Origin of the sequence: Mycoplasma simbae ATCC 49888 (assembly GCF_000702705.1) — a bacterium.
In the GTDB taxonomy this organism is placed as follows: domain Bacteria; phylum Bacillota_I; class Bacilli_A; order Mycoplasmatales; family Metamycoplasmataceae; genus Mycoplasmopsis; species Mycoplasmopsis simbae.
The window spans coordinates 26,856-39,157 of sequence record NZ_JNJG01000008.1; the positions used below are offsets into that span (position 1 = coordinate 26,856).

Here is a 12,302-nt window from a genome sequence, read left to right on the forward strand (position 1 = left end):
TAACTCCCCTTATTTTTGATTACAATTATACCGTTTTGACTCAGAAAAGTCAATATTTTCAATAATTTTGATGGCTTCGCCTAACACTTCGTACTCATTTTTGTTGTTTGCATCAATAACAGCAAAAGGAATATCGTAAGTTTGCATCAACTTGACATATAAATCTTTATATAATGCATGTAGTTCTTTAAAATATTCTTCATTTTGCTTATAGTTATCAATTTCACTTTGGCGACCACGTGCAAAAATTCGTTCTTTAAAAGTTTCAAAGTCTATATCAATAAAGATTGCAAAATCAGGATTTTCACTTCTATCAACCAAATGTGCAAACATTTTATCATAAGCTAACAAATATTTTTTGGGCTTAGTTTTCAGCGTGATCAAAGCAAAAATATAGTGCTCTAAATTAAAGCGATCTAAAAAAATGTGATCAGTTTTAGGATTTAAATTTTTTAGTTGATATTGCGCCATGCATTCTTGAAATGAATTTGATAAACTTTCAATAATGTATGATTGAAATCCTAATTCAATATTAGGTTTTTGCTCATAAAATCATCTTAAAAATGTGTTGAAAACAGGGTCATTTTCTTCAAATTCTTCCAATAAAATGGAATTTTTGTAGTGATTGACTAGATTTTTACTCAACGTGCTTTTACCACAACTTATCATTCCACTAATTCCGATTATCATTATTTTAAAAACCTTTTTTTGCTTGAAAAATCAAAATCACTAATGATTTGCACTGCTTTTTGAAGCACTTCCTCTTCGCTTAAGTTATTGGTGTCAATAATAATATAATCCATGCCGAATTTTTTGGCTTGCGATTCAAAAATTGTGCGATAAACACTGTGTAAATGTTTAAAATACTCTTCATTTTGAGCATAATTTTGAGTTTCTACTTCACGACCACGCGCAAATAAACGTTTTTTGAATGTTTCAAAACTCATATCTAAATAAATTGCTAAATCTGGTGTTTCATCTTCGGTAATCAACTCATTAAACAAAGCATCATAACCGTCTAGATATCTTTGCCCTTTTGGAGTTAGATTAACATTTGCAAAAATGTAGTGTTCAATGCTAAAGCGATCTAGGAAGACGTGATCTTTTGAGTGTTTTTTACCCAATTCATTGAATTTTTGCATTAATTCAGCTAATTTTGATGTGTGTGATTCAACTACATATGATTGAAAACCAATTGTTAAATTTGGCGTTTTATTGTAAAGTCATTCCAGGAATTGATTGAATACTTCATCATCTTCTTCAAACTCTTTTAACATAATTGAACTAGGATAGTGTTGCAAAAGTTTTTTTGTAAGCACACTTTTGCCGCTTCCTATCATTCCGCTAATACCTATTAACATTGTTTACCTCCAAAATTTTGACAAAAAAAGTAATTAAAATAATTACTTGTATTCGACGTCTATGATTTTAATTGAATATTTTGAAGCAACGTCAACTTCAACAATTTGACCAATTTTAGCATCAGCTAAAGCAACTGCTAAAGCAGATTCATTAGAAATTTTATTATTTAGTGGATCGCTATCGTGTACACCCATGATTGTTACTTTTTTGATTTCACCAGAGTCTACTTTTTCATATGTTACTGTAGCACCAACACCAATTTTTGTTGTACCTCTTGCGTCTTCGTTTGTAATAACTTCAGCACGTTCAAGGATAGCTTCAAGCTCTCTAATTCTGCCTTCAACAGCACCTTGCAATTCTCTAGCTGCATCGTATTCGGCGTTTTCTGACAAGTCACCCTGTGCACGAGCTTCCTTAAGTGCTTGTTGCACTTCTTTTCTTTTTACATTAACTAATTCTTGATATTCTGCATTATATTTATCAAGAGTTTCTTGAGCTAAATAAATTTTGTCTTGTCTTTTATCTGTCATAATTGCTCCTTATATTTCATTTATTTTATCAAGTTGTCTTAAATTTATAGTTTTAAAATTATTTTTTTACAATAAGTAAATATTTGGCTTTAATTTTCATAACTTCGTGTGGCACTTGAGCCATTTTTAAAGTTTTCAATGTTGAATTTAATTCAGATTTATCAGTGATGTCTTGACGAATCATTAACATACCATTTTGATTTAATTTATTGAAAAAAGATTCAAAAATATCAATATTTTGTTTATTTTTATTTGTGGCTAGAATTAAATCATATGTTGATTGCGTGGAAGCTAAATCAATTATATTTAAGCTTCTTTTAAAATACTGTGGTTGCATTGTTATAACGATATTTCATAAGCTAACGTTTAAGTTTGAATTAGGAATATAAACATTAGCGTCCGTTAAATATAGTAAGCTAGAAGCTTCATATTCATGATTTGTCGAAGCGATTAAGATTGTAGAATAATTGTTCAAAATCACAGTGTTAACAATGTTTTCAATATCATTTTGATCAACTTCGCTATTAAAAGCTAGTTTTAATTCTTCTGGCACTTTATTTCAGTTTTCGCCTCTAATTTCAATTAAACGCTGTTGATTTAATTTTTCTTGCTCTGTTTTGTATTTGGATTTTAGTTGATTGACTTTTCATCTTGATCAAAAGAATACGCTTACACCCAAAATAGCAACTAGTATCATTGAAGCAAATAAGGTTCAACTAACTCAGCTAGGAACTGTAACTTTAAAATTCATTAAGCTTTAATTCCTCCATAGTTTAAAAACTCTTGCAAAATAATAACGGCTGAAACAGTGTCTTTAACTTGTTTACGTTTTTTTGCACTCATTTTGGTGCTTTTTAATGTGTTTTCGGCTTGTATAGTTGTTCCGTATTCATTGACAAAATACACATTTTGGTCAAAGTGTTGATGCAATAATTTTGCAAAATCTTCAACCATTATTGTGCGTTCGCTCTTGTTGCCATTACTACGAAGTGGATAACCTAAAATAAAACTATCAATATCCTTATATTCATTAATAAACTTGTTTACTTGCTCAATAACATTTTCAAATTTTTGTTCTTCAAAAGTTATTGTTGTAAGAGCACTTGCAATAATTGCTGATGAGTCACTAATCGCAAAACCACATGTTTTAGTGCCCAAGTCAAAAGCTAATTTACGCATTTAAAGATTCAATAATAATTTCTTTTAAGTTTGAAACGTTAGCGATTTTACCCATAGCTAAAATTGCGGAACCACCACCACGTCCATTTGTTTTTGTGGCTATTAATTTAAACAATGCATTAGCATCGTGATTTTTTGAGGCAATTGCTAATAAAGTTTGTTCAGCGCTTGGGCTCGCTAGAAAAATGATTGATTCAGGGTGTTTTTCTCTTAGAGTTGAAGCGGTTACTTTAATGTTGTTAGCGTCTACATCTAAATTAATGTAAACATCAATGTTGTTTATTTTTTCTAAAACTACTGAATCATAGTCAAATTCAACAACTGATATTTCCTTGTATATACGTTTGTAGTCTTCACGAACGCTGTTGATTGCACGTTGTATCATAGCTAAATTTTCTTTAAGATCATCAACTAGAACTAATCCAAAGCTGTATGAAGGTTCTAATGATTGAACTTTAGCTACTGAGTTATTGAATTCATCAAGTGCAATTTCTAATTGTTCCATAAATCATTGTTTTACCAATTTAGCAGAAGTTACAACTCTGAAACGGTACACACCAGCTTGTTTTTTCTCAACTTCTGTGATTTTGAAATCTTCCATGACGCTACTGTGAGGCAAGTGTGTACCACCACATAAATCACTAGTTACATCAGCTCATTTAACAATTCTCACGGCTTTAGGATCCATGTATTGATCTTCTTCAATCGTCATAACTGCGTGTTGATTTTTTGCTTCTTCAATTGTAGCAATAATGTATTCACGCTTGATGTCGCGAGCAATAATGTTTTTCATTTCTTGCTCAATTTGTTCAACTTGTTCAGGGGTAGGTTTAGTATCGCCCGGGAAGTCGAAAGTGAATCTATTTTCATTGATATCTGAACCCAATTGTTTGATGTGGGGACCTAAAACTTTTCTCATAACCGAGAACATTAAGTGTGTTGCTGAGTGGTTACGCGCACAATTGATACGCACATATTCATCAACAAAGCACTCTAATTCGTCTTTGGTGTTGATTTTGCCTTCTAAAACGTGAACATGGTTACCAAATTTATCTTTAAACACGTCAATAATCTTGATTTTATTACCGCTTTGAATGATGTAGCCTTCATCGTGTTTTTGACCACCACTTGTTGCATAAAAAGGAGTTTTATCTAGCAGTGCATAAGCAACGCCGTCAATGCTATCTACACGTTTTTCAGTGTCAAAAAGTTCAATAATTCTTGATTTATACTGTGTGTAATCATAGCCTACAAATTCGCTAATTTTACCTTCAATTAAAGCTAATGAGTTAATGGCTTTTTCCATTCCACCTTGTTTGTTTCCACGGCTAGCTTCAATGTGTTTTTGTTTAGCCTGTTCAAAGCCTGCTAAGTCTACTTCAATTCCTTTTTTAGCTAAAATTTCAATAGTTAACTCAATTGGGAAGCCGTATGTTTCCAGTAGGTGAAATGCTGTAGCACCATCAAAAGTTTTAGCCCCTTGTTCAATGTGGCTTTCTAGCAGTTCTTTACCATTTTCAATTGTTTTTGCAAAAATTTCTTCTTCTTCCTTAATTGCTGATTGAACTAATTCAACATCGTATTCAAACGGCAATGAGTCTTTAACAACCGGCACAAGTTTGTATAAGAATAAGCCCTTAATACCCAGTTGCATTCCTTTGTAAATAGAGCGTCTGATTAATCTACGAATAATGTACCCACGACCAACATTTGAAATAGTTTCGCCATCGCCTAATGCGTTAGCTACTGTACGAATGTGGTCAGCAATAATTTTGAAGTTAGTATTGATTTCTCTTTGACGTTCTTCTTTAGTGAAGTAGTTATTTACGTCATATTTAAAGCTGGTGTATTTTTCAATTTCGTGAATGATGTTTTGGAATAAATCTGAATCGTAGTTTGTTGGGGCATCTTGCATAATTGAAACAATTCTTTCAAATCCAGCACCAGTATCAATATTTTTTTGCGCCAATTCAGTGTATTTGTTGTCACCTTCATTGTTGAATTGGCTAAAGACAATATTTCAAATTTCAATAAAACGATCGTTTTCAATATCTTCTCTAATTAATTCAGCACCCCTTGCATCATATTTTTCGCCACGGTCGTAAAAAATTTCAGTACATGGCCCACATGGTCCAGCACCAACGTCTCAAAAGTTGGTATCTTTGCCACCTGGAATCAAATGTGTTGGGTCAATTCCTAAAGATAATCATTTTGCTTTGGTTTCTTCATCTTCATTGAAATAAGTAAAGTAAAGTCTACTTAAATCTAGTTTAAGCACAGTGGTCAAAAATTCATAAGCTAGCTCAATAGCTTCAGGTTTAAAATAATCGCCAATACTGAAATTACCAAGCATTTCGAAAAATGTATGGTGACGTGAAGTTACGCCAACATTTTCAATATCATTGGTTCTAATTGCTTTTTGTGAGTTTGTTAAACGATTTTTGGGTGGAATTTTTTTGCCACTAAAATAGTCTTTTAAGGTTGCAACTCCAGAGTTAATTCAAAGTAATGAAGGGTCATTAACTGGAATTAAGCTCTTGCTTTCAACGATTAAGTGGTCTTTTGATTCAAAGAACTTTAATCATTTTTCTCTAATTAATTTTGAGTCCATATTTACTCCTAAACATATGTTTTTTCTTGATTGTTTAAATAAATTTTTTCGATTGTTGCTCCACCTAAACATTTTTGACCATCGTAAAGTACTACTTGTTGACCTGGTGTGACGGCTTGTGATTTAGTTGGATAAAATACTTTTACAAAATTATTTGGCAAAATTTCAATCTTTACAGCAATATCTTGCTGACGGTATCTAAATTTTGCGCTTAAATTATTGGGATCATAATCGGTATTATTAAGCGTTAACCCACTTGCTAATAACTCATCTGATTCTAGATAAGAAATATCAGAAGCAGGCGCAACGTAAACTATATTTTTGGCTACATCATGTCCGCAAACATAGTGAGGCTCATTCATTCCACCCAAATTAAGACCTTTTCTTTGACCTAATGTATAGTAATAGCAACCTTCGTGTTTGCCAACAATTTTATTATCGATTATTGAATGTATGTTGCCGGGTTGAGCTGGAATATAGTTTTGTAAAAATTTTGTGAAATTTCTTTCGCCAATAAAGCAAATTCCAGTTGAATCTTTTTTAGAGGCTGTTGCTAAATCAAGTTTAGCAGCAATTTCGCGAATTTGATCTTTGGTATATTGAGCAAGAGGCATAATAACTTTTTGTAATTGCTGATGACTTAATTGTGCTAAAAAGTATGTTTGATCTTTATTTTGGTCTTTTGCTCTGTATAAGTGTCCATTTTGTACATCGGCATAATGGCCCATTGCGATTAAGTCGGCTCCTAGCACATTAAAAGCATGATTGGCAAAGGCGTTGAATTTAATGTGCTTGTTGCACAAAATATCTGGATTAGGCGTGCGTCCTTTTTTGTATTCAGAAATAAAATTTTCAAACACATTGTCTCAGTATTCTTTAATAAAGTCTACTCTGTGCAATTTGATACCAAGTTTTTGAGCAACTTTAAGCGCATCTTGATAATCTTGTTCTTGTGGGCAAATATCTTTGGAAATATCTTCGTTGCCTAAAAAATCATTGTTGACAAATGAGTCTCAATTACGCATGAATAAGCCTTCAACTTCATAGCCTTGTTCAAGTAGCAATGCAGCAGCAACTGAAGAATCAACGCCACCAGACATGCCTAAAATAACCTTTATTTTTTTGTCCATATGCCTCCTTTACTTTAAATATAAATAATAAATCCAACCACAATTGGTGGTTGGTAAAAATTTAATAATTTCCTGTAAAACACACCCTAATATCTTGTGGTTTAATGTCAATTAAACTAACAAAACGAGTTTCAAATTCTTTTGAAAATCCTTCAATAATGTCATAAAAACTTTTATTTTTCTTGATTTTGACATCGATAATAAATGATGCGTTTGAGTTATCTTTGCTAAATACAATTCTAGGTGTGCCGTCTAATTTTAAAAATTTTGTATCGCTAGCACATTGTTGAATTAATTGTTGCAAAGCTTCTTCTGAAACAGAATAAGACTGGTTGTATCCACAAGAAACTGTAATCACGTTCATTACTCTTTGCCTCTACTTAGGTATTTACCTGTCTCAGTTGAAATAGTGATGGTGTCACCTTCTTTAATAAACATTGGAGTGTCTAATTCATAGCCTGTTTCAACTTTAACTCTTTTTTGTGGGTTGGTGGTTGTGTTTCCTTTAACTGCTTCTGGGGCTTCAGTTACAACTAAATTTACTGAAGATTCAAGCTCAATGTCAAGAATTTCTTCGCCAAATTTACGAATTTTTACGCTTGCACCTTCTTTTAAAAAGTTCAATTCTCATTCTACGTGTGAAGTTGGAATTTCAACTTGTTCGTATGTTTCATTATCCATTAAAATGATGTTATTGCCATCTGAATATAGATAATTCATTGGTCTTTTGTCAATGTGAGCCTTTTTAATCATTGTTCCACCAGTGTATGATTTGATGGTGATGGCTCCTGTTCTTAGGTTTTTAACTTTGGCCTTAACGTTAGCTTGCCCACGACCTTGTTTTGAGTGTTGAGCTTCAATAACTACAAAAATTTCGCCTTCGTCTTCAAATGTGATTCCGCCCTTAAATGTGTTAACGTTTATCATGATTATTCTCCTATTTTTAGCTTGTTAAATATTAATATTCAAATTTTATATTAAATATGTAAAAATCAACACACAAATTTTAAAAAAGCCAAGGCTTATTTGCCTTGAGCTATTTTTTAAGCGATAAAGTTGACTCATTGCCAGCTAGTAAACGTTGAATATTACTTTTGTGCAGAGCTAAAATGATAATTGCACTAATTAAAAAGTAAATTCCGCTGACATATCAATAAGGTTGTAAATTAGATCAAGAAATATTGTCTGAATAATTAATGAAATTCAATCAATATCCACTAATTCCTTGTGTAAATCAAGGAATTAAAGCCAATGGGCTAATTACAACTGCAGTTAGAATTGAACCTAGTGATACCTTTTTGCTAATTAAAACAGTGCCAAAAAAGGTAATAAAAGCCACTAGGAATAAAATTGGGTTAATCATTAAAATAAATGCTGAAGTGCAGGCTGCGCCTTTGCCACCTTTAAATTTGAAAAAGACAGGTCAGCAGTGTCCAATGATTACGCCTAGCCCAATAGATTGAGGGCTCATTCAGTATGTTTGCGCAAATTCTTTGAAAACATGATTTTGCAAGCTTGTAAAAATTAATGTGGGAATTACAACCTTGAAAAAATCAACAAAATATACAATTAAGGCAAACTTTTTGCCATATGTACGCAACGAATTAGTTGCACCCGCATTACGTGAATAATAATTTCTTATATCGCTTTTTTTGTATTTACGAGACAAAATAATTGAGGTGTTGAATGAACCAATAATGTAGCCAAATAATATTAAAGCTAAATTTAATCCAATTATTGCTCAAACTTGTGTTTGTGATTGTGGGTAATTAATCATTTGAACCTTTGTAAACGATTAATTTGTCATTTGTACGGTAGTATCTACCTTCTTTAGCTTGGTTGTGATCATTTAGCATTGTTGCATCAGCTGAGAATGAAACAATAGGTTTAAACATTGCTTGACCAACACCATAAGCATCAACAGGTGCGTTTGCTGCTTCAAATTTAGCAATTTTTTCAGCGTTTAAGCCACTGCTAATTACAATTTTTACATTAGTTGCACCAGCTTCATCTAGCGCTTTTCTTAAACGTTTAACTTGCTCAATGTTAACACCGTAGTATTCTGGATTATCAGGTTCATTGTCAAACATGTGATCTTTCATGTTTTTTGAAGTGTCAATACGCACACCTCACAATTTGTCGCCAATAGCTTCATAAGAAGCAAGTGATTCTCTAATTACGTTGTTGTGGTAGTCAACTAAAGAAATCAATGAATCTTGTGGGAATACTTTTTGGTAAGCTTTCATGGCAGCTGCTGTATCACCATTAAAGTTTTGAATTAAACAGTGTGGAACTGAACCAAATGTTGTTTCACTTGGAACAACATTTTGTGCATCAGTTGACATTGATGCACAACCACCTAAGGTAGCTGCTTTACCATCAATTTCTTGCATCATTCAGTGGTCCATTCTATCACCCATGTAAATAATGTCTTTACCTTTAGCGGCTAAAACACAATTACGTGCGTTAGTTGCAATGTTTGATGAACGAGTTAAAATGCCATCAATCATTCCTTCATATTTACCAAAATCTTGGTAGTGGCCTTCTAATTCTAAAACAATTTCCAAGGCATTAACAACTGTACCTTCGGGTACATATCTAATTGTATATTTTGACGTATCTGTATTGTTTTTCAATAGTTCAAGTACTTCATTCATCCCTGCAACTAAACAATTATCTGTACGTTGGAAGAATTGTAATTTAATTACGTTGTTTGGATTGGTTTGTCTAATAATTTCTTCGGCACGGTGAAAGTATGAAGAAATATATCTATCGTATTTGGTGCTCATATTTTACCCTTTCAAAATTTGCTAATTTATACGTTTTATAGCGACATTATTATATACCTAGCACCAAAAAATGTGTGTTTTTAGCTTTAAGCCAAAAACACTGGCGTTTTTTTATATAAATTCTGAAAAAACGTATAAAAAACACGTTTTTATACGTGTTTAAGATTATTTTGCAAAGAAATTAGATCTAGCAAATTCTTTAGCTTCTGTGCTGATTGCAAAAGGAATTCTTGTTGTGTATCTTTTTTTAGCAGCAACAATCATTTTTGCTGGTCAATCAAAAATAGCTTCATTTCACTCAAGAACTGAGTCGTTGTATAGTTCTCTAGCAGCAGTAATTTCTTTTTGCAAGTATGAGTTTTGTTGCAATGCATCTCTTAATGCACCGTGTGCTTGCAATTCTGGGTATCTTTCAATTTGAATAGCTAAACCTCTCATTGCACTGTCAACTTGTTGAGCAGCTTGTGATCTAGTTTCATCAGTTAAATTTACTCCTGAACGATAAGCCGCTACTGTTGTCATCACGTTTTCGTCTAGTTTGATTGATTTTTCAACTAGAGAAGCAACGTTTTGCATAATTTGCCCTCTTTGTTCTAGGTAGTTATCAATTTGTGATGCGTTGTGTTGAATTTTTTGTTGCAATTTTGATAAATATTTTTGTGCACTTATCTTTCTGAATAAAAAGATTAAGCCAGGAATAATAAATAATCATAAAATAACTTCAAAAATGATTGAACCAACGCCAGTTTTAACAAGTAATTTTTTGTTAATTACGTTAATATCGTGACCTTGTTCTAGAATTGGGTCATTGAATTCGTCTAATTGTTGTGACATATTTCTCCTTAGTTTCTTTATAGTTTTTAATTATATTACATTTACTAGAGCGTTGAGTGTCATTAATTTGCTTGCACTTTGCTCTGGGTGTTTACCGTCAAATTCAAAGAATTCTTCAGCATAATTTTCATCTGACATCAATGATTCCATTGGGTGAATTTTGGCTTTAACTTCGTTATCGTAACGAATATATTCGTCTCAATGAACAGGAACATTGTGCATTTTTCCATCGCCTCCACGCATCAATACGTATTCAGTGCGCGGAACAATATCATAACCAAACGAATGAACTTTTAAGTTCTCAAAACCATCTTTATTGTCAATAAATTGAGTTTTCATAATGATTTCGGTTTTAACTTTTCTGTGCTTGAATAGATCGCGATCTAAAAAGCTCAATTGGTATTCATGTTCATATTTGCTCATTTTACCTTTTGATCAATCTTTGTATATAAAATCTAATGATTTAGTTTGCTGATAAATCGGAATTGAAAAGTATGGTGCTAATGAAAAGTAAATATGTTTAAAGTATTCACTATTTTGTCTATTAAATTCATTTTGAATGCGATCAAAATTGTAATCTTTAAGTCTTTGTAAATCTTCAATAAACTCAAAATCAGTAAGACTTTCAGATCTAATAAAGTTCATTTCTCTTAATTTTCTAAAACTAAAGTCATCACCGTATCCTTTTTCATTATCGGTTAGCAACTCGCAAATGTTATTTTGTGCTAGCGGCGTGAATAATAAACGGTATTGTTGTTCATTATCTCTATCAAGTGCATTTCAGTAAGTTTCGAATTTTGTGTTTGATAAAGCAGTGAATGAAGTTTGCTTTTCTTGACGTTTTTTCAGTATTTTTTCAGTATTTTTAACCAATTTTGCTCTTTGTTTTTCAGTTAAAGCATGTATTTTTTGGGCTTCGCGCTTGAATGATAAATCAGGTGCGGCGTGCGAACCAAATAGCAATGTTGTTTTGCCTGAATAATATGGATAAGGCTTATCTAGGCTTGCAGTTAAGGTTTGGGTATGAGTGTGTGGCACTCTACGACCTTCTGAGTTTAAAACGTATGTTACTCAGCTAATTGTTATGCTTCCATAGTAGGTTTTAGTTCCTAGTTTGTGATTTAAATCTCTTTTGTATACAAATGGGTTTCCATAGATTGAGCCAGATTGAAGCCCCACTACCATTGATTCGTTGCTATCTTTAGGAACAAAGCCGTATTCTTCTTTAAGTTTAGCTAATTTTTCATTTGAAAAATATTTGTCTAACTTAACAAAAGGCATTGTTTGATTAAAAATAGTTAGTTTCATTCCAAATTTAAACATGTCTACTAGCGGTGCTAGTTGCTCATATGCTTTTTGAATTTGCGAACTTATTTTTTCGTTCAACTGCGCTAAAATTTGTGCTCTTTGTTTGATTCTTTTATTAATAACCAATATTTGCACAATGATTAAGGCAATGAATATAACAATGCTAAAAGACAATGCTAATGATGGACCAAGATAACTAGAATTTGTAAAAGCTGTTTGCGATTTAATCAAATGAATAGCTACACTTGAGCCAATTATTGTTAAAGCAGCCAAAACTATAATAATTATATTTACAGCTTTACCGAATTTTAATTTTTTTAAAGTTGAGCTTTCTTTACTTGCTTTATCTTGGTTTTGTTCAATTTTTTTATTTAAAGCTTTGTTTTCTTCAACATTAATTTGTGATTTTTCAACCAATTTATCGAAATATTCTTTAGTTTTTTCAGTATGTAAACTTTTATAAGAGTCATATTCCTTTAATGGTTGATCAACATATTTAATTTCTTCCATAATCTCCTTTCCAGCTAATTATATTTGTTTTTTGTAAAAAAAATGAGCT

General features: G+C 32.1%; 13 protein-coding genes. All 13 read right to left on the minus strand.

The window, feature by feature from the left end; all coding sequences use genetic code 4:
* Window positions 1–9: 9 nt before the first annotated feature.
* The 13 genes from T329_RS0102600 to T329_RS0102660 all read right to left on the minus strand — a co-directional run bounded on the left by T329_RS0102600 (window position 10) and on the right by T329_RS0102660 (window position 12,253).
* On the minus strand, window positions 10–690 hold the full coding sequence (locus T329_RS0102600; protein WP_029608880.1) for a deoxynucleoside kinase: 681 nt from the start codon (window positions 688–690) through the stop codon (window positions 10–12).
* Window positions 690–1,361 carry a deoxynucleoside kinase gene (locus tag T329_RS0102605; protein WP_029608881.1) on the minus strand — a complete coding sequence of 224 codons (672 nt, stop codon included), beginning with the start codon at window positions 1,359–1,361 and terminating at the stop codon, window positions 690–692. The genes T329_RS0102600 and T329_RS0102605 overlap by 1 nt, the downstream gene beginning before the upstream one ends.
* Window positions 1,362–1,403: 42 nt before the next feature.
* Window positions 1,404–1,892: a transcription elongation factor GreA gene (gene greA / locus T329_RS0102610; protein ID WP_029608882.1), complete on the minus strand. Its 489-nt coding sequence runs from the start codon at window positions 1,890–1,892 to the stop codon at window positions 1,404–1,406.
* 58 nt (window positions 1,893–1,950) lie between these two features.
* Window positions 1,951–2,643 (minus strand): BC85_0335 family putative methyltransferase, encoded by a 693-nt coding sequence (locus T329_RS0102615; RefSeq protein ID WP_029608883.1) that lies wholly within the window; start codon window positions 2,641–2,643, stop codon window positions 1,951–1,953.
* A complete protein-coding gene (gene ruvX, locus T329_RS0102620; RefSeq protein ID WP_029608884.1) occupies window positions 2,643–3,071 on the minus strand; it encodes a Holliday junction resolvase RuvX in 429 nt (142 codons plus the stop codon). The genes T329_RS0102615 and ruvX overlap by 1 nt, the downstream gene beginning before the upstream one ends.
* Window positions 3,064–5,682 (minus strand): alanine--tRNA ligase, encoded by a 2,619-nt coding sequence (alaS, locus tag T329_RS0102625; protein WP_029608885.1) that lies wholly within the window; start codon window positions 5,680–5,682, stop codon window positions 3,064–3,066. Before alaS ends, ruvX begins: the two co-directional genes overlap by 8 nt.
* Window positions 5,683–5,690: 8 nt before the next feature.
* Window positions 5,691–6,812 (minus strand): tRNA 2-thiouridine(34) synthase MnmA, encoded by a 1,122-nt coding sequence (gene mnmA / locus T329_RS0102630; protein WP_029608886.1) that lies wholly within the window; start codon window positions 6,810–6,812, stop codon window positions 5,691–5,693.
* Window positions 6,813–6,873: 61 nt separating this feature from the next.
* The gene (locus T329_RS0102635) at window positions 6,874–7,176 is read right to left on the minus strand and encodes an MMB_0454 family protein (protein ID WP_029608887.1); all 303 of its coding nucleotides are present in this window, start codon (window positions 7,174–7,176) and stop codon (window positions 6,874–6,876) included.
* The gene (gene efp / locus T329_RS0102640; protein WP_029608888.1) at window positions 7,176–7,739 is read right to left on the minus strand and encodes an elongation factor P; all 564 of its coding nucleotides are present in this window, start codon (window positions 7,737–7,739) and stop codon (window positions 7,176–7,178) included. The genes T329_RS0102635 and efp overlap by 1 nt, the downstream gene beginning before the upstream one ends.
* Before the next feature lie 109 nt (window positions 7,740–7,848).
* Window positions 7,849–8,589: a glycerol-3-phosphate 1-O-acyltransferase PlsY gene (plsY, locus tag T329_RS0102645; RefSeq protein ID WP_029608889.1), complete on the minus strand. Its 741-nt coding sequence runs from the start codon at window positions 8,587–8,589 to the stop codon at window positions 7,849–7,851.
* The gene (locus T329_RS0102650) at window positions 8,582–9,601 is read right to left on the minus strand and encodes a nicotinate phosphoribosyltransferase (RefSeq protein WP_029608890.1); all 1,020 of its coding nucleotides are present in this window, start codon (window positions 9,599–9,601) and stop codon (window positions 8,582–8,584) included. Before T329_RS0102650 ends, plsY begins: the two co-directional genes overlap by 8 nt.
* 165 nt (window positions 9,602–9,766) lie before the next feature.
* A complete protein-coding gene (locus tag T329_RS0102655) occupies window positions 9,767–10,435 on the minus strand; it encodes a LemA family protein (protein WP_029608891.1) in 669 nt (222 codons plus the stop codon).
* Between the two features lie 30 nt (window positions 10,436–10,465).
* Window positions 10,466–12,253 (minus strand): MAG1210 family protein, encoded by a 1,788-nt coding sequence (locus tag T329_RS0102660; protein WP_051630144.1) that lies wholly within the window; start codon window positions 12,251–12,253, stop codon window positions 10,466–10,468.
* Window positions 12,254–12,302: the final 49 nt, after the last annotated feature.